Annotated in this window: 16 protein-coding genes; 7 read left to right on the plus strand and 9 right to left on the minus strand. The window is 71.0% G+C overall.

The features are described 5' to 3' along the window. Positions 1-15: 15 nt before the first annotated feature. Complete coding sequence (locus ACIBGM_RS02040) at positions 16-2,106, plus strand: fructose-specific PTS transporter subunit EIIC (RefSeq protein ID WP_396384189.1); 2,091 nt, start codon at positions 16-18, stop codon at positions 2,104-2,106. An 11-nt stretch (positions 2,107-2,117) separates the two neighbouring features. Then, the gene (locus ACIBGM_RS02045; protein ID WP_360515657.1) at positions 2,118-2,375 is read left to right on the plus strand and encodes an HPr family phosphocarrier protein; all 258 of its coding nucleotides are present in this window, start codon (positions 2,118-2,120) and stop codon (positions 2,373-2,375) included. Between the two features lie 19 nt (positions 2,376-2,394). On the opposite strand, the gene ACIBGM_RS02050 is transcribed toward ACIBGM_RS02045, so the two are convergent. The 3 genes from ACIBGM_RS02050 to ACIBGM_RS02060 all read right to left on the minus strand — a co-directional run bounded on the left by ACIBGM_RS02050 (position 2,395) and on the right by ACIBGM_RS02060 (position 7,076). Continuing rightward, positions 2,395-3,912 (minus strand): hypothetical protein, encoded by a 1,518-nt coding sequence (locus tag ACIBGM_RS02050; RefSeq protein ID WP_360515660.1) that lies wholly within the window; start codon positions 3,910-3,912, stop codon positions 2,395-2,397. 252 nt (positions 3,913-4,164) lie between these two features. Then, on the minus strand, positions 4,165-4,830 hold the full coding sequence (locus ACIBGM_RS02055) for a response regulator (RefSeq protein WP_360515663.1): 666 nt from the start codon (positions 4,828-4,830) through the stop codon (positions 4,165-4,167). Next, positions 4,806-7,076 (minus strand): sensor histidine kinase, encoded by a 2,271-nt coding sequence (locus ACIBGM_RS02060; RefSeq protein WP_396384190.1) that lies wholly within the window; start codon positions 7,074-7,076, stop codon positions 4,806-4,808. The genes ACIBGM_RS02055 and ACIBGM_RS02060 overlap by 25 nt, the downstream gene beginning before the upstream one ends. A 238-nt stretch (positions 7,077-7,314) precedes the next feature. Here ACIBGM_RS02060 and ACIBGM_RS02065 point away from each other — a divergent pair, with 238 nt between their 5' ends. Beyond that, complete coding sequence (locus ACIBGM_RS02065) at positions 7,315-8,403, plus strand: mandelate racemase/muconate lactonizing enzyme family protein (RefSeq protein ID WP_396384191.1); 1,089 nt, start codon at positions 7,315-7,317, stop codon at positions 8,401-8,403. On the opposite strand, the gene ACIBGM_RS02070 is transcribed toward ACIBGM_RS02065, so the two are convergent. Further along, positions 8,378-9,241, minus strand: a complete 864-nt coding sequence (locus ACIBGM_RS02070) for a hypothetical protein (RefSeq protein ID WP_396384192.1) — start codon at positions 9,239-9,241, stop codon at positions 8,378-8,380. The genes ACIBGM_RS02065 and ACIBGM_RS02070 overlap by 26 nt on opposite strands. Further along, the gene (locus ACIBGM_RS02075) at positions 9,238-9,810 is read right to left on the minus strand and encodes an RNA polymerase sigma factor (RefSeq protein WP_396384193.1); all 573 of its coding nucleotides are present in this window, start codon (positions 9,808-9,810) and stop codon (positions 9,238-9,240) included. The genes ACIBGM_RS02070 and ACIBGM_RS02075 overlap by 4 nt, the downstream gene beginning before the upstream one ends. Before the next feature lie 178 nt (positions 9,811-9,988). On the opposite strand from ACIBGM_RS02075, the gene ACIBGM_RS02080 reads away from it, so the two are divergent. After that, on the plus strand, positions 9,989-10,663 hold the full coding sequence (locus ACIBGM_RS02080) for a lysoplasmalogenase (protein ID WP_360515677.1): 675 nt from the start codon (positions 9,989-9,991) through the stop codon (positions 10,661-10,663). Here ACIBGM_RS02080 and ACIBGM_RS02085 read toward each other — a convergent pair. After that, a complete protein-coding gene (locus tag ACIBGM_RS02085; protein WP_360515680.1) occupies positions 10,632-12,071 on the minus strand; it encodes an alkaline phosphatase PhoX in 1,440 nt (479 codons plus the stop codon). The genes ACIBGM_RS02080 and ACIBGM_RS02085 overlap by 32 nt on opposite strands. Positions 12,072-12,335: 264 nt before the next feature. Between ACIBGM_RS02085 and ACIBGM_RS02090 the strand changes: the two genes are divergently transcribed. Continuing rightward, positions 12,336-12,650 (plus strand): hypothetical protein, encoded by a 315-nt coding sequence (locus ACIBGM_RS02090; protein WP_396384194.1) that lies wholly within the window; start codon positions 12,336-12,338, stop codon positions 12,648-12,650. Here ACIBGM_RS02090 and ACIBGM_RS02095 read toward each other — a convergent pair. The 3 genes from ACIBGM_RS02095 to ACIBGM_RS02105 form a co-directional block, all read right to left on the minus strand. Beyond that, on the minus strand, positions 12,642-13,976 hold the full coding sequence (locus ACIBGM_RS02095; RefSeq protein ID WP_396384195.1) for an NAD(P)/FAD-dependent oxidoreductase: 1,335 nt from the start codon (positions 13,974-13,976) through the stop codon (positions 12,642-12,644). The two genes, ACIBGM_RS02090 and ACIBGM_RS02095, sit on opposite strands and share 9 nt — an antisense overlap. 63 nt (positions 13,977-14,039) lie before the next feature. After that, positions 14,040-16,766, minus strand: a complete 2,727-nt coding sequence (locus ACIBGM_RS02100) for an ATP-binding protein (protein WP_396384196.1) — start codon at positions 16,764-16,766, stop codon at positions 14,040-14,042. 56 nt (positions 16,767-16,822) lie between these two features. After that, positions 16,823-17,449, minus strand: a complete 627-nt coding sequence (locus tag ACIBGM_RS02105; protein ID WP_396384197.1) for a sigma-70 family RNA polymerase sigma factor — start codon at positions 17,447-17,449, stop codon at positions 16,823-16,825. Between the two features lie 180 nt (positions 17,450-17,629). Between ACIBGM_RS02105 and ACIBGM_RS02110 the strand changes: the two genes are divergently transcribed. Together ACIBGM_RS02110 and ACIBGM_RS02115 are read left to right on the plus strand one after the other, a co-directional pair. Next, a complete protein-coding gene (locus tag ACIBGM_RS02110) occupies positions 17,630-18,187 on the plus strand; it encodes a GNAT family N-acetyltransferase (protein ID WP_360515695.1) in 558 nt (185 codons plus the stop codon). A 93-nt stretch (positions 18,188-18,280) separates the two neighbouring features. Continuing rightward, positions 18,281-20,014, plus strand: coding sequence for an L-aspartate oxidase (locus ACIBGM_RS02115; protein ID WP_396384198.1), 1,734 nt, complete (start codon positions 18,281-18,283; stop codon positions 20,012-20,014). Positions 20,015-20,084 lie beyond the last annotated feature (70 nt).

Raw genomic sequence — 20,084 nt, forward strand, 5'->3', positions numbered from 1 at the left:
CTGAGAGGAACTGTCATGTCCCAGATCATCCAGGCCGACCTCGTCGTCCTCGACGAGAACCTCGGCAGCACGTCGCCGGACGTGATCCGCCACCTCGCGACCCGGGTCGTCGAGGCCGGGCGGGCCACCGACGTCGAGGGGCTGTACGGCGACGCCCTGGCCCGCGAGGGTCAGGCCGCGACCGGGCTGCCCGGCGGGATCGGGATCCCGCACTGCCGGTCGTCGTACGTCACGGAGGCGACGCTGGCGTTCGCGCGGTTGCAGCCCGGGGTGGACTTCGGCGCGCCGGACGGGCCGGCCGACCTCGTCTTCCTGATCGCGGCACCCGCCGAAGGGGACGCCGACCACCTGACCCTGCTGACCGCACTGGCCCGCTCCCTGGTGAAGCCGGAGTTCGTCGCTTCGTTGCGCGAGGCAACCACCCCCGACGAGGTGGTCGCCCTGGTGCAAGCAGCCGTTGCTCCAGCAGCACCCGCGGCGGCTCCTGCCACCGAGTCCGCGGCATCCTCGGCGGCTCCCGCCGCCGAGCCCGCGGCATCCGCGCCTGCTGCCCCGGCCTCCGCGCCTGCTGCCCCGGCCTCCGCGCCTGGTGCGGCGGCTCCTTCCGAGCCGGCTTCGGCCGCGCAGCGGCAGGTTGTGGCGGTGACGGCTTGTCCGACGGGTATCGCCCACACCTACATGGCGGCGGACTCGTTGGTGGCGGCCGGCAAGCGGGCGGGCGTGAAGGTTCTGGTCGAGACCCAGGGGTCCGGGGCCTCGACGCCGCTCGGGCCGGACGAGATCGACGCGGCGGACGCGGTGATCTTCGCGACCGACGTCGGGGTGAAGGACCGCGGCCGGTTCGCCGGCAAGCCGGTTGTCGCCTCCGGCGTGAAGCGGGCGATCAACGAGCCGGACGCGATGATCGCGGACGCCCTCGCCGCCGGGGCCGACCCGGATGCTCCCCGGGTCGAGGCCTCCGCGTCGACGGCCGCGCCGCGCAAGGACAAGCGCTCCGGTGACGTGTCGTGGGCCGTGCGGCTGCGGCAGATCCTGCTGACCGGCGTCAGTTACATGATCCCGTTCGTCGCGGCCGGCGGGCTGCTGATCGCGCTCGGCTTCCTATTCGGCGGCTACCAGATCAACGCCTCCGCGACCGACATCGTCGCGAACAACTCGCTCGCCAACCTTCCGTCCGGCGGACTCGCGCAGTACCTCGGCGCCGTGCTGTTCAGCCTCGGCGCACTCGCCTTCGGCTTCCTCGTGCCCGCGCTGTCCGGCTACATCGCCTTCGCGATCGCCGACCGTCCCGGCATCGCGCCCGGCTTCACGGTCGGGGTGGTCGCGACGACCGTCGGCGCCGGCTTCATCGGCGGTATCGTCGGCGGCCTGCTGGCCGGCTTCGCCGCGCTGTGGATCAGCCGGCTGAAGGTGCCCGCCTGGGGCCGCGGCCTGATGCCGGTCGTGGTGATTCCGCTCGGCGCGACGCTGATCGCCGGCGGGTTGATGTTCCTGGTCCTCGGCCGGCCGCTGGCCGCGATCACCTCAGGCCTGGAGAGCTGGCTGAACGGCCTGTCCGGCTCGTCCGCGATCGTGCTCGGCATCGTCCTCGGCCTGATGATGGCCTTCGACATGGGCGGCCCGGTGAACAAGGCGGCGTACGCGTTCGCCACCGCCGGCCTGGCGGTCGACAACCCCGCCTCGCTCAAGGTGATGGCCGCGGTGATGGCGGCCGGCATGGTGCCGCCGCTGGCGATGGCGCTGGCGACCGCGGTCCGGCCGAAGCTGTTCAGCACCGCGGAGCGGGAGAACGGCAAGGCCGCTTGGTTGCTCGGGGCATCGTTCATCACCGAGGGCGCGATCCCGTTCGCGGCCGCCGACCCGCTGCGGGTGATCCCGTCGATCATGTTCGGCTCCGCGATCACCGGCGCCCTGGTGATGGCCGGCGGCGTGACGCTGTCCGCACCGCACGGCGGCATCTTCGTCTTCTTCGCGATCGGCCACATCGCCTGGTTCGTGCTCGCCCTCCTCGCCGGTGCGGTGGTCGGCGCGGCCGCGGTGACGGTCGCCAAACAGCTCGGCCGCAAACCCGCCACCACCCAAACTCGCACTGCTGTCACGGTCTGAAAGGAACTCCCATGTCCAGCACCACTGTCACCGTCGGCTCCTCCGTCGGCCTGCACGCCCGTCCCGCTGCCCTGATCGCGGCCGCCGCCACCGAGGCCGGCGTACCGGTCACGCTCGCCACGAACGGCGGCCTACCGGTCGACGCCGGGTCGGCCCTGCTGATCATGACGCTCGGCGCCAAGTGCGGCGACGACGTCACCGTCTCCTGCGACGACGACGCGGTCCTGCGCAAGGTGGCCGACCTGGTCGCCACCGACCTGGACGCCTAGCGACCCTCGGCCTGGACGCTCAGGCGTTCGAGGTCAGCTGCTCTCGGACGGCCGTGAGGTCGGCGGCGATCGCCGCCTCACGGTCCCGGGCGCCCGCCTTGTACGACGCCAGTTCGCCGGCGGTCTCGGTCGCCTTCTCCTTCAGCCGGGCGATCTGGTCCGCCGCATCGGTCTTCGCCTCCGCGACCTGGGTACGCGCCCGCCAGTACCGGTGCGCCGCGACGCCCAGGATCGCCACGCCGATCACGATCCAGAACGAGTGCACAATGCCCAGACCGATTCCCACCACGAGCCCGGTCACCGCGATCGCGATCGCCCCGGCCGCGGACTTCACGGTCAGCGGCGGCGCCTCGGAGTTGATCTTCGCCACCGCAGCGGCCATCGACTGCTGGTCCGGACCATCCGGAAGCACGGTGATGTCCCGGCGGCCGACCTTGCAGACGATCTCGGTCGGGATCAGCCCGCCCGCGGTCTTCGCCAGTTCCTCCGCCTCGGTCAGTACGCCGTCCGCCACCACCCGCAACGCGGTCGCCGACAGGTGCGGCTCGTCCTCGCGTCGCAGGTCGGCCCGCAGCAGGTTCTCGATCGTGTCGACCGGGTCGGTGATCGCGCCGGCCGCGGCCGAGGTGTTGGTGATCCGGGCTCGCAGCTCGGCGACCCGGGACAGCGGCTCGCGTTCGTGCTCGCTGCCCTCGGAGATCAGCATCCGCAGCACGGACGACGCGCTGTCGGGGTCGGGTTCGCCGTACGCGAGATCCCGGTCGGGTTCGCGGACGGTGGTGTCGCCCGCGATCGTGTCGACGGCGGCCCGGAGCTGGCTGAGCCGGTCCCGCGCGTTGGCCGCGGTGGCGATCTCGGTGAAGCCCGGATGCGGATGCCGCACGGCCTTGCCCCGGCTCAGGACTGTCTCCAGCCAGCTCAAGCCTTTGACGTGCTCCCGCAGCCGCTCGATGACCAGCGTCTGCCCCTCCGCGCCGAGTCCACCGCGCGCGCCGGTGGACCACAACGCGCGTTGCAATCGGGTGACCTTGCCGTCGGCCGGCGTACCGAAGGCTGTCTCGAGCCAGGTGTTCTGGACGAGGTCACGCCGTCCCAGCGCGGCCAGGGCCAGGCAGAGGAAGATCGACGTACGGTCCTTGTCGAGAGCCATTGCCTCGGACAACGGTCCGTCCGGCAGGGCGGTCGCTTCGGCCGACAGGCCGTGGATCGTCGCGACTGCGGGCTGCAACCAGTAGCCGGGCACCGCGGCTCCCGCGGCCGGCGGCTGCTGCCCCGACGCCAGCGCTGTCAGGACCTGAGTCGCGTGCCGGCGTACCTCGGCCGCGTCGGCGAACCCGATCAGCTCGTACCGGATGTCGGACAGCTCCACGAACGCGTCGAACGCGTCACTCAACTGCCGCAGCCGCGAGTCCAGGCTGCCCTGCAACTGCGACACCTTCGACCGCAGGCTCGACGCCTCGGAGAACGCCTGCGACATCTCACTCCGGAGCGCATCGAGCTCCCGATCCTGCCGCCGCTCCACATACCAGTCCGACATCCACGACTCCCGTCCCGCTGACCTCTGCGGCACTAGCATCCCGCCTCACGGGGTCGCCAGAAGCCATCGGAACGGTATGTCGGTCGGCGCACTGCTGGTCGGTCCCCCTGTGCTGACCGGCAGTGCGCCACCCCCCGCAACCTGGGCGAAGAATTCAGCCCATGCCTGGAACGGTAGGTGGCGCGCGAGCAGGAGTGGGTCCGGGAAATCCCGGGCATTTAAGTCGTGTCTGGTGGAACCACCAGACACGACCTACTCGGTCGCGAGGTCCTCGACGGTGACCACGTGGTCTTCGAGGGCGCGGCGGATCAGGGCAGCGATGCTGCCGGCCGGGCGGCCGAGGTTGGCGTACTTGATGCGCGCACGGTCGATGTAGGTCTCGACGGTGCGGGCGCTGACGCCGAGGCGCTGGGCGGCGAGTTGCTTGGAGCCGGTCTGGAACCAGGCGCGCAAGGCGTCCCGCTCCTGCGTGCTGAGCCGGACCCGCTTGTCGGCCTGGATGGTGCCGGCCAGCGTGGGTGCGGTGTGCGGCAGATGGGCGGCGGCCTTCACGATCGCGGGGACCAGGTGCTCCGGTCCTTCGTGCTTGGTCAGGTAGGTGTCGACGCCGAGGCTCATGCAGCGCGTGATCGTGTCCGGGTTGGAGCTCGACGAGTACACGATGACCGAGCGACCGGCGTCCACCAGCTCGGTCAGAGCGCCGTACTCGGGGACCGGGATGCGGCCGTCGCGGTCGTCCAGGTGCAGGTCGAAGATGACCACGTCGGCCATGGTGGCGGGCTCCGTCCACAGCTCGGCGAGGCGGTCGCCGACGTCGATCAGCTCGATCGGCGGGTCGGCCTGCGCGCACCACACCCGCACTCCCGCCGTGGTCGCCGGATGGTCCTCCACGATCACTGCGATGATCGGCTTGCCCACTGCGCCTCCACCCAGAGCAGCCCGTCGTGCCGCGTCGTACTCAGATGCACATTGTGACCGACTGGTAGCGGTACGTCGATATCGGGCGCGTCGGCCACCACGCTTACCGCCAGCGATCCGTCGGTGGACGACACCGTGATGCGTGCCTGGCTGGCCGCCGTTGCCAGCAGCATCAGCGGTCCTTCGGTCAACCCACGCCGTACCGGCAGCGGGGGAGCGGCCCACGTTCCGGCGGTTGCCAGCGTGACGAGCACGCCGCGGCGGTCCGCGAGATCGGCGCAGGCCCGGAGTTCGTGCAGCAGCGGATCGGGTGTCTCGTCGTGCTCGGCGAAGATCCGGCGCATCCGCGCTGCCTCGATCGCGCAGCGGCGCCGTACCGATTCGTCTTGTGGATCGAGCGTTCCATCGGCCAGGCCGGCCAGCAGCGGGCCTGCCGTCGCGGACAGTTCGGCGTAGCGGCGCTGGCGCCTCTCGTGGGTCTGTGCCGCGAGCTGGTCGGCGATGCGGACCTCCTCCGCCTCCCGGCGCTGCTGTGCGGCCTGCTGGGCAAGGGAAGCGAGCAGCGAGGTGGCGACTGCGACCGCGAGCGGGTAGCCGGCGCTGGTGATCATTCCGGCCAGGTAGCCCGTCTCGACGCCGTCGACCGGCAGCGTCAGCATCCGGCCGATCGCGATCAGGTGGTTGATCGCGAGGACGGTTACGACCTCTTTGAGCCGTTCACCGAGTACGACGAGGGCGAGCCAAGGCGCCGTACCGACGAACCAGTTGCTCGCCAGCGCGTGGGCGGTGTGCTCGACACCGGACGCGCTCAGCAGCCCGGCCGCGGCGATCACGGCGATCGCGGCCCACCGCCAGCGGCCCCAGCTGAGGTCGCGTTCGAACAGGATCGCGCCGGTGACGAACACCAGCGACAACAGGCCGAATGCGATCAGTTGGACAGCTATCGAGTCGTACTCCGCGCGGTTGCTGAACAGGGTTGCGGGGGCGAGCAGGTAGAGCACGGCCGCGGTGATGATCAAGGTCGCGAGACGCAGTTGGCGGTGCAGCCCGCTGGTGGTGGAACCGGCCAGATTCGCTTGCCAGACGGCTGCCTCATCGGTCGGCTCGGAACGGTGTTTCGCTTGCCACAGCAGGCGAACGGTGGTCCCGCGCCCAAGCTGCGACTCGAACTGCGCCGAGCCGCCGACCGCCTGCAGGGTTTCGACGATCGAGTGGGTGATCCCGCGTCGCGCATCTGCCGCACCGTGGAAGCCGACGCCGTCGTCGATCACCTCGATCTGTACGGCGCCTAGCGGCTGGCTGACCCGGCAAGTCGCCGTACGACGGCCGGAGTGACGCAGGACGTTGGACAGCGCCTCATGGACCGCGTCGGCCAGTGCGGCGACCACATCGCCGGGGAGCGAGATGTGGCTGTCTCCCTCGAGTCTGATGGTCAACGGACTGCTCTCGGTCACTTCGCGGAGCGCCTGGCCGAGGTCGCGATCTGCCTTGGAGGGAAGGACTTCCGGGACTCGGGACAGGGCGGCGAGGTCCCGGGCAGCCTGGTCCGGAAGCCAGTCGTCGGTCGGGCGAACGTATCCGGCGCCGATCATCAGCAGGGTGGTCGACGAGGTGTCGTGCAGCATCCGGACGGCCCGTTGCTCGTCCGCGCGTACTGCGGTGGCGACTTCGCGCTCACGCCGTACTCGCGAGGTCTCCTCGGCCGCCTGGTCGGCCAGCGTGCCGCCTCGCCGTACGAGCACCCAGAGCCAGCGGGACAACCCGGCCGAGACGAGCAACCAGATGAGCCCGACCACCCAGCCCGTCCAGTACTGCGGCGCCGCCCGCCACGCACCGACTGCGATCGCGAGATCGACGACCACTGTCGCGCCGAACCCCAACCGGACCGACGTGTGCAGCTGGTACGACACGCACACGAAGCTCGCCCAGCTGATCACCCACCCCGCGCCGACCGCCAGCACTTCCAGCCGCTCGGTCACCCCGAGATTCACGGCGACGAACGCCACCACTGCGACATCGGCGACAACCAACCAGGTCGCGGAGCCCCGAAGCAGCCGCCAACTGTAGAAACCGCCCCACCCGATCACGAGCGCAACCAGCCCGGCCGCCCGCCACCGCATCGCCGGCTCCGCACTCACCAGCCCGACCAGCCCGCACGAGACCCCCACGGCCCCATGCACCACCGCCGCATAACGCAACGCCAACCGCTCCAGCAATCGCGTCGCATCGCCAGCAACGGAAGGCATCGACACCTGCCCATTCAAACGAACGGATACCCGCACGAAGGACCCCAGGACCCGAAATGATAGGGCAATCATTACCTGGCCCCCGGATTGTGCGTTGTCCGACGATGGTCACCGGAGCGCTCACAGACCCGGCGCGTACGTCTGCCTGAGCTAGCTCCTGAAGACGCTCGACTAGGTCTGCGCGGGCTGGGCAGGATGGGCGAGGACCAGCACGCGGAGTCTGACGCACGGAGGACGGATGAGTCTGTCGGGGCATGTGGTGAGTGGGATCAGTACGGCGGAAGTGGGGTCGGAGTACATCCGGGAGGTTGGGCGGAACTCGTTTCGGGGGCATCACGGGCGGGGTGGGCGCGAGACGGCGTACGTGGTGGAGACGGACCGGGGAGCGGTTGGGTGGGGGCTCCCCCTGTCGGCGGGGGATCCGGCTGGGTTGATCGGGCGGAACGTGGCGGAGCTGATCGATCCGGAGCGTGGGGTGATGGATCCGCAGGCGGAGTTCCTGGACTACGCGTTGCATGATCTGGCGGCGCGGATTCTCGACGTACCGGTGTACGCGATGCTCGGCGGTGCCGGGCCGGCCAGGGTGCGGTGCTACAGCGGTGGGATCTACCTGGACGACCTCGACCCGGAGGACGCGCCGGCCGGGCTGACCGCGATCAAGCAGAACCTGGCGCAGGACCACGAGTTCGGATTCCGGGACTTCAAGCTGAAGCTCGGCCGCGGGTACCGCTGGATGCCGTACCAGGCCGGCCTCGACCGGGACATCGAGGTGACCCGGCTCGCCCGCGAGCTCTACCCGGACGCGGAGATCCTGGTCGACCCGAACGACGGCTTCAGCGTCAACGCGCTCACGTCGTACCTGGAGGCCGTGTCCGACTGCCGCCTGTACTGGATCGAGGAGGTGTTCGCCGAACGCCGTGAGGACCTCGAGTTCCTGCGCGACCACCTGGCCACGCTGCCGTGGCAGCCGCGGATCGCCGACGGCGAGTTCGACCCGGATGCCGGCTACATCCTGCGGCTCGCCCAGGCCGGTCTGGTCGACGTCGCGCTGATGGATGCCGTCGGCTACGGCCTGACCGCGTGGCGGCGGTTCATGCCGGAGCTGAAGGCAGCCTCCGCCGAGGGCTCACCGCACGCGTGGGGCGCGCCGCTCAAGACCCTGTACGCCGCCCACATCGCAGCCGGACTCGGGAACGTCCCCATCATCGAGGGCGTCCCCGGTCACATCCTCGGCACCGATGGCGACGGCTACGAGTTGGCCGACGGCCACCTCAACCTCTCCGACCGCCCGGGCTTCGGCATCACTTTGGCTGGTAGTTCCAGATGAAGCTGCGACGGCAGGTGCTCGGGTCCGGATGCGGGTTGTCGCTCATCCAGCCGACGAGCTTGCCGTTCGGGTCGATGTAGCAGGTTCGCCCCTGGGCCCGCCACTCGCCGTCGTTCTTCGGGCTGCTGTACACCAGCGTGCCGGTGGCGTCGTACCCGTGGATCGTGTACGGCAGGGGAGTGGCGTCGGTGTGCGGGCCGCGGACCCGGACGTACGGGACCGCGGTGAAGAAGAACCCGTGCCGAAGCACCGCGTCGACCGGGGACTGGTTGCCGACGGCCACGGTGATCCGGGTGACGTGCGCCGCGTAGGTGCCGGCGCCGATCATCCGGGTCTCCACGGCGCGGTACTGCGGCTGGTCCGTGCCGCTCGTCGTGAACTGGATCACCATGTCCTGGGCGTTCAGCCCGCAGGCCGTCCACATGCCGAGTGAGGTGTTCTTGATGACCACCCAGGAGGTGGTGAAGGTGTTGGCGGGCGCGCTCGCGAACCTGAACCCGTCGACCACCTGGTAGCCCTCGCGCTGCTTGATCATGGGCAACCGGCTGCGCGAGAAGCAGATCTTGCCGTACTTGGACTTGTCACCGGCAGTCAACGGCTCGGTGGTGAGGGGCTGGGGGTCGCCGCTGACCGCGGGCTCGCTGTTGTCGCGCCGCAGCGCGGGCAGACCGATCGCCAGGCCGGCGATGATCGCGACCACGGCCGCGGCGGCGACCAAAGGGACGAACCTGCGCCGCGGGGTGGTGGCCGAATCCCGCTCGACGATGGCGATCAGCTCGGCGCGCTGGCGGAGGCGGGTCTCGGGACGGAGGTCGTGCTCCGGAGGAGGCGTGGTCATGACTGCGGCTCCACGGGGGACAGGAGGTTCAGCTCGCGCAGGTGCTTGCGGGCCCGGGAGAGCCGGGACTTCACCGTGCCGATCGGGACGTTCAGCGCGACGGCGGCGGCCTGCTGGTCGAGGCCGGCCCAGATGCAGAGCTCGACGATCTCGCGCTCCTGCGCCGGCAGGTGCTTCAGCGACGCGCGGGCCTGCTGGATCCGGCGATCGTCGTCGAGGCGCCCGGCCACGTCGTCGGCGTGGTCACGGACGTGCTCGACCAGCTGGTGCGCGGCCGACAGCGCCCGGCGGTAGCGCAGCTTGGCGCGCCACGCGTTCCGGACCGTGTAGTCCGCGGTCCGCAGCAGCCACGGCAGCGCGGAGTCCCGGTCGAGGACGACGTCGGTACGGCGTCGCCACGCGTGCAGGAACACGGTCGACGTGAGGTCCTCGGCCTCGCTCCAGGAGCCGGTCCGCCGGTACAGGAAGTTGTAGATCGCCTTGGCATGCCGGTCGTACAGCTGCCCGAACGCCTCGGAGTCGCCGCTGGTGGCCCGATCCCACAGGCTCCGGTCCGAGATCGTCGACATGATGAGGCCATCCTGCACGGCCTGGAGCCCGCTCACGAGTCATTTCCACAGGTGCTGCCGCGCATCCGCGCTCCGATCGCCTCGTCAAGACTGCCTTGCACCTGTCTTGTGTCGAGCGGGCACGGAAGGTTCCCACCGATTTCACCGGGGGCTCACCGAGGGTGCGGACACTCGCGGCATGAGACTCGGGCGGCTGGCGAGCGGGCGGTGGCGGTTGGCGGCGTACTGGGGCGCGACCGTGGTGCAGGTGGTCGCCGTCGCGTGTGACGTGAAGGTGCTGAAGCAGGCGAGCAAGGTGTCGCTGATGCCGCTGCTGCTGTCCTGGGCGCGGACCGAGAAGGCGTCACCGTTGATCCAGGCCGCGCTGCTGGCGTCGGCCGCCGGTGACATCCTGCTGGAGACGGATCTGCAGCTGGCCGGGATCGCCGCCTTCGCCGCGGCCCACGCCTGCTACCTGGCCTTCTTCCTCGGGCAGCCAGGACAGCGGTCGTGGCGGGTGATAGCGGCGTACGGCGCTCTCTGGGCAGCCCTGATCGCGGTCCTGGCTCCCGGGTTGGGCGGCCAGCGTGTCCCGGTTGCGGCGTACGCACTGTTGCTGACCGCAACCGCGATCGCCTCGCGCTGGCACAACCCCCGCAGCGGCCTCGGCGGCACCCTGTTCCTGATCTCCGACGCCCTGATCGCGATGCGCCTGGCCGGCCGCGACTTCCCCGGCCGCGGCGCCCTCGTCATGTCGTCCTACGCCGTCGGCCAGTACCTCCTCACCTCCGGCGCAGGACAGGAGGGCCGCCCAGCGGACGGCCCTCGGATGTCAGTCGGGCTCAGCCCAGGTAGTCGCGCCAGGGGCCGGTGATGGCGAAGGTGATGCCGGGGGACTGCAGGTTGACGAAGAGGACCTTGCCGTCGTTCGAGAACGCGGGGCCGGTGAACTCGGAGTCGTTCAGCATGTTGCGGGCGATCGCGTACGTCGGGCCGCCCGGCGTCGAGCTCAGCACGTGGCTCGAGGCGTTGCCGTCCTCGGCCAGGACCAGCGAGCCCCAGGGGGTGACGGTGACGTTGTCCGGGCTGTCGAAGTTGAAGTCGTCGTACCGCGCCTCGGCGCCCTTGTCGGCGGCCGCGTTCTCCGGGAAGTACGTGACCAGCTGGATGGTCCGGGCCTGGTAGTTGTAGAACCACACCATGCCGTCGTGCGGGACGGCGTCGGCCGGCAGGTCGGCGGTGCCGGACTCGGCGTACGAGTTCACGACGTACACACCCTGGTCGGTGCCGAAGACGCCCTCGAACTTCTTGCCGCGGGTGACCGTGCCGTCGGCGAGCTGCCGGCGGCAGGAGACCGAGACCGCGTCCCGGTCCGGCACCGGCACCCAGGCGACCCGGAACGGTCGGAGCAGCTGGGCCGACGTCAGGTAGGCGACATCCGGGATCGGCTTGCCGTCGTCACCGAGGATCGCCATCGCCTCGAGGGTGCCGAAGTCGACGTCGGCGAGCTCCTGCCAGCTGTCCGGGCCGAGCTCGTACCCGCGCGGTCCGCTCCAGCGGTAGAACAGGCCGTTCGGGCCGGAGGCGTCCTCGGACAGGTAGATGTGGGTCCGGTCCTCGTCGACGGCCAGGGCCTCGTGGGCGTACCGGCCGAGCGCCTTCAGCGGGACCGGGTGCGCGGTCTTGCCGTCGCCCCAGACCTCGAACACGTAACCGTGGTCCTTGAGCCGGGTGGTGCCGTTCGCCTTGGACTCGGTCTCCTCGCAGGTCAGCCAGGTGCCCCACGGGGTGTGGCCGCCGGCGCAGTTCGTGAGGGTGCCGGAGATGCCGACCCACTCGCCGAGGTTGGTGCCGTCGCGGTCGACCGAGATGACCGTGCAACCGCCGGCCGCGCCGACGCCCGCGTCGTACACGGTGCCGGCGAGCGGCGGTACGCCGAGGGCGTTGGCGCTGCCGATCTCGTGGTTCTGGATCAGCAGGTGCCGGCCGCGGTCGTCGCGGAAAACCGCGGTGCCGTCGTGCGCGCCAGGGGTCGGCTGGCCGGTCTTGAGCTTGGTCTCGCCGGCCTTGGTGACGATCTTGTACCGGAAGCCGGGCGGCAGCGCGAGGACGCCGGCCGGGTCGTCCAGCAGCGGCGGGAACGGGCGGTGCGTCGGGTACGGCGAGTGCTTCGGTCCGGGCGTGGCCTCGGCGAGCGACGGTACGGTTCCGACGGTGGCGAAACCGACCCCGGCGGCGCCGGCGGCGGCTCCCCGGAGGACGGAACGGCGGTCAACGGACATGACTGGTTGCTCCTCGGTGCGTAGGCGGGCGGGCGGCCCCAGGCGATCCTGCCCGCGCCCGGCTGCCGCGGGGCAAACAACAAAAGAACAAACACCCGCTCCGCTCGCCGGGCGGTGGAGGCGTGGCTGCAACGATCTGCCCCCGTCGGTCGTCCATAGTGGGAGGTGATGTCGATGCGAAGGTTCAGTGTGCTGGCGGCCGCGGTCGCGGTGACGGTGCTACTGGTTGCGTGTGGCAACGAATCTGGGACGGAAGGACAACCGATGCCCTCGACGGGGAGCAGCAGCACACCGGCGCCCGACCCGAGCACGCCGCCGCCGCCGGCGGGCGGACCGGCCGAGCTGGCCAAGGCGGATCTGGTCAAGCGGCTCGGCGTCGAGCCCGGCCAGGTGACCGTGGTCAGCACCGAAGAGGTCACCTGGCAGGACGGCAGCCTCGGCTGCCCGGAGCCCGGGATGCGCTACACCCAGGCCCTCGTCAACGGGTCCCGCGTCGTCCTCGAGGCCGGCGGGAAGCAGTACCACTACCACTCCGGCGGCGCGCGCCCGCCGTTCCTCTGCGAGAACCCGTCACGCTGAGCGCGACTCCAGCACCGGTACGTCGGACTCGTTGACGAACGCGTCGCGGGGCCGCTGGACCGAGGCCAGCGAGACGATGTCCCGGCCGTAGAACAGGGCAGCCACCCAGACGGCCAGCACGCGCACCTTCCGGTCCCAGGTCGGCACCGCCAGCACGTGGTACCCGCGGTGCATCAGCCAGGCGAGCAGACCCTTGACGACGATCCGCTTGTACTGGAAAATCCCGCTGCCCAGGCCCAGTGTCGCCACCGCGCCGAGGGTGTGGTGGAGGTACTTCTTCGGCTCGCGCCCGCGCAGCGACCGGAGTAGGTTCTTCGCCAGCAGCTTCCCCTGCCGTACGGCGTTCTGCGCGTTCGGCACCGTGAACATCCCGGGCGCCGCCGCGAGGTCGGGGATCGCCGCGTCGTCACCGGCCGCCCAGGCGTCCGGCACGAACTCGTCCTCGGTGCCGATCCGGAGGTCGGCGCGGGTCTGGATCAGGCCGCGCTCGGTGACCGGGAGGTCGGTGTGACTGCGGATCAGCCGGGTCGCGGCGTTGCCGGTCGTCCAGACGATCAGGTCCGAGTCGAACGCCGTACCGTCGGACAGCAGGACGCGGCCGTTCAGCGCGGACACCAGCGTGGTCTCCAGGTGGACCCGCGCGCCCTGGCGCTCGAGCCGGTCCCGGACCCACTGCGCCTGGCGGTCGCCGACCTCCGGCAGGATCCGCCTCGTCGCCTCGACGAGGTGGAAGTGCAGGTCGTCGCGGGTGAGCTCGGGGTAGGACTTGAGCAGCCCGTTGGCCAGCGACACCAGCTCGGCGAAGCCTTCGACACCGGCGAAGCCGCCGCCGACGAAGGTGACGGTCAGCAGCCGCTCGCGGTCCGGGCCGGGCGGCAGCACCGAGGCCTCGTCGAAGGCGGTGAGCAGGCGGTCGCGGATCGCCACGGCCTCCTCGACGTGCTTCATCCCGATCGCGTGCTCGGCCACACCGGGCAGCGCGAACGTCCGGGTCACCGCGCCGGCGGTCACCGCGATGATGTCGTACGGCATCTCGAAGTCGGCGCCCTGGACCGGGTGGATGGTGACCGTCCGCCGGGCGTGCTCGATCCTCGTGACCGAGCCGGCCACGACCCTGCTGCGGCGCAGGTTCCGCCGCAGCGAGATCGCCGCGTGCCGCGCCTCGATCGACCCGGCCAGCACCTCCGGGAGGAACGGCTGGTAGGTCATGTACGGCCGTGGATCGACGACGACGATCTCGGCCTCACCCTTGCGAAGTTTCTTCTCCAGCCTCCACGCCGTGTAGAAACCGGCGTACCCACCGCCGACCACAAGGATCCTGCGCACTGTCGGACCTCCGATTGTTCTGTCTCTCTACAGGTAAGACAGTTGAGCACCCCGATTTGTGACTTACCCAAGGATCGGGCCGAGCTGGCGACGGGAGGTGATGCCGAGCTTGGTGAAGACCTTGCGCAGGTGCCACTCGATGGTGTGCTGGCTGAGGAACATCTGGGCGCCGATCTGCGCGTTCGTCAGTCCGGAACCGGCCAGCTCGGCGATGTGCGCCTCCTGCACGGTGAGCACGTCCACCGCACGGCCGGCTCGCTCGTCGACGGCCTCGCCGGCCGCCGCGAGCTCGTGGCGGGCGCGCTCAGCGAAGGCCGCCGCACCGGCCGCGGTGAGCATCTCGTACGCCGTGCGTAGCCGAGCACGCGCGTCCTGTCGCCGACCGGCCCGCCGCAGCCATTCGCCGTACAGCAGGTGGGACCGGGCCAGGTCCATCCGGACCCGCGTGCGGCCGATTCGCTCAATGGCAGCTTGGTAGCCGGCCTCAGCTTCCGGGCCGGGCGTCAGCAGGGCGACCGAACGGTCGAGGAGGCCGAGCGCCCAGTCCGTCCCGGTGGCCTGCGCCAGCTCGGTCATCCGGTCGAGCGCCTCGGTCGCCAGCTCCCGCTGCCCGGCGCGGACGGCGGCCTCCACGAGCTCCGGCAGCGCCCAGCTGGCGACTCCGAGATCCTTCGGGTCCGAGGCCGCCGCCTGCGCCGAGGCGAGCGCTTCCGGATACCGGCCGACGCTGTTCATCAGTACGGCGTTCGCCCACCGGGTGTACGACATCCCGGCGCCTTCGCCCCTGGTCGTGACCTCCTCCAGGGTGGATGCGATGAGCGGAGTCGCCTCGTCCACCCGGCCGCGCATGACCGACAGCCCGATGGCGCCGTACGGAGCAAGGCCGATACCTGTGGCGTCGGCGATCGTCCGGATCTCTGCGAGGAGGGCAGCGGCGGCTGGGATCTCGCCGGCGAACAGATGCAGGTGCAGCCGGGAGTTGAGGACGAGCGGCAGCTCGGTGAGGTCGCCCACCTCGCGGGCCAGCTGGACGTGGCGCGCGGTGAGGACGTCCCAGTGCTCGAAGTCCCAGAGGTCGACGGAGGTGCGCGACGCCAGCCAGAGCCAGCGCATGTCGCCCGGGTCTGCCCGGCTCTCGTCGGCGAAGGCGGCGATGGCCTCCCGGGCCATCGGCACCGCCGCCGGGTAGCCGTCGGTGAACGAGACGGCCAGGGTGTCGAGCACGAGATCCTGCTTGCGCGGGTTCTTCGGCTGCGGGGCGGCACGGGCGGCCTGGGCGACCTCGGTCTGCGGCGAGCCGTCGGCGAGGACCCCGGCGAACATCGCCGCCATCATCGCGTCGAGGTAGGTGTCGCGGGCGAGCGCGAGGTCGAGTGGTTCGAGGCGGCGGGCCGACTCCAGGAGGAGCTGCGCGGCCGCGGCGCCGTGACCGGAGGCGAAGGCGATCTGGGCCCGGAGCAGGTTCACCGTGGCCTGGTGCAGTTCGCCGGGCGACCACTCGTCGGCGGTGACGAGCAGCTTCAGCGCCGGCTCGAAGGCGCCCGCCCGCATCGTGGCCTGGGCCGCGGCCACCGCCCGGTTCGCGCGGGTGGTCGGGTCCGGGGTCAGCTCGGTGGCCCGCTGCAGGAACGCAGCGGTGGCCGCAAGACCGCCGCGGCGTTGGGCCCGGTCGGCGGAGGCGATCAGCTCGGCGGCGACCGCCTCGTCGGGCTGGTCGGCCGCCTGGGCGCGGTGCCAGGCCCGGCGATCGGGATCGGTCGTGGGGTCGATCGCGTCGGCGAGCGCTTGATGCACAGCGCGCCGGTCGGCCGAGACGGCGGCCCGGTACGTCGCCGACCGGACCAGCGGATGCCGGAAGCGGACCCGTGCGCCCAACTCGATCAGACCGGCTGCCTCGGCAGGCCCGGCCGCACTGGCCGGGATGTTCAGCGACTGAATTGCCCGGAGCAGCAGCGGTACGTCGCCGACCGGCTCAGCGGCCGCGGTCAGCAACAACCGCTGAGTCTCAGGTGGCAGCAACTGCACCCGTTGCGCGAAGTTCTGCTCGATCTGGCTCGCCAGCGGCCGCGCATCCGGCCGCTCGAACCCACCGGCGAGCTCGGCCGCCGTCAGCCCGCGCGGCAGCTCCAGCAGGGCCAGCGGGTTGCCCCGGGTCTCGGACACGATCCGGTCCCGGATGTGCTCGTCCAGCCGCCCGGGTACGACGGAGTCGAGCAGTGCCCGCGCATCGTTGTCCGCGAGTCCGCCGACCACGAGCTCGGGAAAGCCCCGCCACTCCGGCGCGGTCGCCGGATCCCGCACCCCGAACACGACGCCGATGCGGTCGGCGAACAACCGCCGGCCGACGAAGGTCAGCGCCTGGGCCGAGGCCTGGTCGAGCCACTGTGCATCGTCGATCACGCAGAGCAGCGGCTCCCGGTCGGCCACCTCCGCGAGCAGGCTCAGCACCGCCGCACCGACCAGGAACCGGTCCGGCGGCCCGCCGAACTCCAGGCCGAAGGCAACGGCCAGGGCAGCGCGCTGCGGCGGCGGCAGGTGCTCGGCGAGGTCGAGCATCGGAGCGCACAACTGGTGCAGGCCGGCGAACGGGAGCTCCATCTCGGACTCGACCCCGGACGCGTGCGCGACCCGGCATCCGCCGGCGTTGCCGGCCACGTACTCGAGCAGTGCCGACTTCCCGATCCCGGCCTCACCGCGGACGACGAGGACCTGGCCCTGGCCGGCCCGGACGTTCGCCACCAGGCGATCGAGGGACTCACCCTCCGAGCGCCGACCGCGAAGCACCGTCATGGCTCCCTATTCTCTCACTGAGAGGCTGGAGCCAGGAGTGGATCAGGCGAGCTGTCTCACGCAGCCTGTTCGGTCAGGCCGGCGGTCAGGAACTCCTCCAGGTCGGCCAGGTCGCCGGCCCGGGACGCGGAGACCAGCGCCCGGACGAGCTGGCTGTGGGCATCCGGGGTGAACGGCCGGCGGCGGTCCGAGGCGAGCCGGTCGCGGGCCCGCTTCACCAGCTGCCGGGCGTTCGGCGCACCGATCCGCAGCTTCTCCGCGATCCGCTGGTACGGGTACTGGAAGCCCTCCCGCAGGACGTAGGAGGCCCGCTCGGCCGGCGAGAGCCGCTCGAGCAGCACGCGGGCGGCGAGGTCGATGGACTCGTTGCGCTCGGCCTGGGTGTGCGGGTCGGCGCCGTCGGCGGAGGCGTTCTCCTCCGGCAGCCAGGTCGCGACGTACGTCTCGTGCCGGCGCCGCGCGCACTTGACCAGGTTGATCGCGAGCCGGGTCGTGGTGGTGGCGAGGAAGGCGGCCGGGTCGATCACGGCCGACCGGTCGGTGCGCTGCCAGCGCAGCCAGACCTCCTGCACGACGTCCTCCGCCTCGGGCGCGTTCCCGACGATCCGGTAGGCGATGCCGAACAGCCGGGGACGGACCACGACGAAGACCGATGCCGCCTGGTCCAGGGTGGTTGCACTCATGTTCCGGCTCCTCTCATCGGTCCCCGAGGTGACGGATCCACCGTCACCCCTGGACCGTGGTGGCCGCGCCCTGGAAGTCCGTGGTCGGGTCCGTGGTCACCCCGGGGACCGCGTGTCACAGGTGCCAGGGCTACGTGGTCAAAGGTGCGTGAGTCCGGGACACAGCTGCGGAGGGAAGAGATGAAGCCGAGTATCGAGACCGAGCGACTGGTGATCCGGCCGTGGCGCGACACCGACGCGTCGGACGCGCTGGGCATCTACGGCGACGAGCACGTGACCCGCTGGCTCACCCCGGCGATGACCTGGGTGCCGAGCGTGCTGGCGATGCGCGACGTCCTGCACCGCTGGATGGCCGAGGACGTGCCGCCGGTGCGGCACTGGGCCATCGAGCTCCGTGACACCGGCCGGGTGGTCGGCGGGGCGGCGGTGCTCCGGCTAGCGCCCTGGGAGGACCTGGAGATCGGCTGGCAGCTCGCCCGGACGGCGTGGGGCAACGGGTACGCCGCGGAGGCCGGAGCCGCGGTCGCGGACTGGACGATGCACCACACCGACGTGGACGAGCTGTTCGCCCTGGTCGGCCCGACGAACGCCCGCGCGGCCGGGACCGCGAAGCGGATCGGGATGGAGCTGATCGGCGAGACGGACCAGTACCACGGCCAGCAGCTCAATCTCTACCGGCTCCGGCACTACGACCTCGCGTACCACGCCGACGCCGGCGAGCAGGCGAGTGAGACGTGACAGACAGCCGGGCTGTGACCGGAGTGACAGTCACAGACCGCCTTACTGGGCTGTCCTAGTTGTGACACCCGAAACCGAGTCAAAGGAGATTCGATGAAGACCACCGAACAGCAGATCGCCACCTCAGTCCTGGTGATCGGAACCGGTGGTGGGGGGTTGCGCGCCGCGATCGAGCTGGCCGAGCAGGGTGTCGAGGTGCTTGCCCTGGGCAAACGCCCGCGCTCGGACGCGCACACGTCACTCGCCGCCGGCGGGATCAACGCGGCCCTGGCCACGATGGACCCGGAGGACAGCTGGCAGCAGCACGCGGCCGACACGCTCCAGGAGAGCTACCTGCTGGCGAACCCGCAGACCGTGCAGATCGTCACCGAGGGCGCGGCCCGGGGGATCGAGGACCTGGAGCGCTACGGCATGCCGTTCGCCCGGGAGGCCGACGGCCGGATCTCGCAGCGGTTCTTCGGCGCCCACACATACCGGCGGACCGCGTTCGCGGGGGACTACACCGGACTGGAGATCCAGCGCACGCTGATCAACCGGGCCGTCCAGCTGGGCGTGCCGATCCTGGACACCGTGTACGTGACCCGGATCCTGGTGCGCGACAACAAGGTGTTCGGCGCGTACGGGTTCGACCTGACCACCGGCCGGCGGTACGTCATCCACGCCGACGCGGTGATCCTGGCCGCGGGCGGTCACACCCGCATCTGGCGCCGTACGTCGTCCCGTCGTGACGAGAACACCGGTGATTCGTTCCGGCTGGCGGTGCTGGCCGGCGGCAAGATCCGGGACCCCGAGCTGGTCCAGTTCCACCCGTCCGGCCTGATCGAGCCCGAGAACGCAGCCGGGACCCTGGTGTCCGAGGCGGCCCGCGGCGAGGGCGGCCAGCTGCGGAACGCACTCGGCGAGCGGTTCATGGCCCGGTACGACGCGGAGCGGATGGAGCTCTCGACCCGGGACCGGGTCGCGCTGGCGGCGTACACGGAGATCATGGAAGGCCGCGGCACGCCGAACGGCGGGGTCTGGCTGGACGTGTCGCACCTCCCGCGGGAGACGATCATGCGCCGGCTGCCGCGGGTCTACCAGACGCTGCTCGAGCTGCAGATGCTCGACATCACCAAGCAGCCGATCGAGATCGCCCCGACCGCGCACTACTCGATGGGCGGCGTCTGGGTGCGACCCGAGGACCACGGCACCGGGGTCGACGGGCTGTACGCGATCGGCGAGGCGGCCAGTGGGCTGCACGGCGCGAACCGGCTCGGCGGCAACTCGCTGATCGAGCTGCTCGTGTTCGGCCGGATCGTCGCCGAGGAGGCGGCCAAGTACTCGATCGGACGGCAGTCGCAGGAGCGGTCCGCGGACGCGGTCGCCGAGGCCCGTGCCGAGGTCGACAAGCTGCTGGCGAGCGACGGCGAGGAGAACGTCCGGGCGCTGCAGCGAGCGCTGCGCGACACGATGACGAACCGGGCCGGCGTCGTCCGCGACGAGGCCGGGCTGCTGGCCGGCGTGTCCGAGCTGGTCGAGATCGAGGAGCGGATGACGAAGATGGGCGTCCACCCCGACATCGCCGGCTTCCAGGACCTGGCCCACGCGTTCGACCTGAAGTCGTCCGCGCTGGCCGCCCGCGCCACCCTCGACGCGGCGCTGGAACGCCGCGAGACCCGGGGCTGCCACAACCGCTCCGACTACCCGGAGATGGACGAGTCCCTGCAGGTGAACATGGTCTGGTCCGGGCCGGGCGCGGTGGAGCGCGAGGCAATCCCGCCGATCCCCGACGAGCTCCGCGCGCTGATGCGCGACGACATCACCACCGAGGGAAAGCTGGTCGAGTGATCTGACCGGTACTGGTCACCGGCGTTGACTCTCCGCAAGGTCCCGGGTTGGGGTGGTTGAACCGAGACTT

Source organism: Kribbella sp. NPDC050470 (assembly GCF_044458365.1).
Classification (GTDB): Bacteria; Actinomycetota; Actinomycetes; order Propionibacteriales; family Kribbellaceae; genus Kribbella.

Bases quoted from the DNA above. Each gene is read 5' to 3' on its own strand.
- ACIBGM_RS02040 (WP_396384189.1), top strand. From the start codon at position 16: ATGTCCCAGATCATCCAGGCCGACCTCGTCGTCCTCGACGAGAACCTC.
- ACIBGM_RS02045 (WP_360515657.1), top strand. From the start codon at position 2,118: ATGTCCAGCACCACTGTCACCGTCGGCTCCTCCGTCGGCCTGCACGCC.
- ACIBGM_RS02115 (WP_396384198.1), top strand. From the start codon at position 18,281: ATGAAGACCACCGAACAGCAGATCGCCACCTCAGTCCTGGTGATCGGA.
- ACIBGM_RS02080 (WP_360515677.1), top strand. From the start codon at position 9,989: ATGAGACTCGGGCGGCTGGCGAGCGGGCGGTGGCGGTTGGCGGCGTAC.
- ACIBGM_RS02110 (WP_360515695.1), top strand. From the start codon at position 17,630: ATGAAGCCGAGTATCGAGACCGAGCGACTGGTGATCCGGCCGTGGCGC.
- ACIBGM_RS02060 (WP_396384190.1), bottom strand. From the start codon at position 7,076: ATGCCTTCCGTTGCTGGCGATGCGACGCGATTGCTGGAGCGGTTGGCG.
- ACIBGM_RS02100 (WP_396384196.1), bottom strand. From the start codon at position 16,766: ATGACGGTGCTTCGCGGTCGGCGCTCGGAGGGTGAGTCCCTCGATCGC.
- ACIBGM_RS02105 (WP_396384197.1), bottom strand. From the start codon at position 17,449: ATGAGTGCAACCACCCTGGACCAGGCGGCATCGGTCTTCGTCGTGGTC.
- ACIBGM_RS02065 (WP_396384191.1), top strand. From the start codon at position 7,315: ATGAGTCTGTCGGGGCATGTGGTGAGTGGGATCAGTACGGCGGAAGTG.
- ACIBGM_RS02070 (WP_396384192.1), bottom strand. From the start codon at position 9,241: ATGACCACGCCTCCTCCGGAGCACGACCTCCGTCCCGAGACCCGCCTC.
- ACIBGM_RS02075 (WP_396384193.1), bottom strand. From the start codon at position 9,810: ATGTCGACGATCTCGGACCGGAGCCTGTGGGATCGGGCCACCAGCGGC.
- ACIBGM_RS02085 (WP_360515680.1), bottom strand. From the start codon at position 12,071: ATGTCCGTTGACCGCCGTTCCGTCCTCCGGGGAGCCGCCGCCGGCGCC.
- ACIBGM_RS02090 (WP_396384194.1), top strand. From the start codon at position 12,336: ATGCCCTCGACGGGGAGCAGCAGCACACCGGCGCCCGACCCGAGCACG.
- ACIBGM_RS02050 (WP_360515660.1), bottom strand. From the start codon at position 3,912: ATGTCGGACTGGTATGTGGAGCGGCGGCAGGATCGGGAGCTCGATGCG.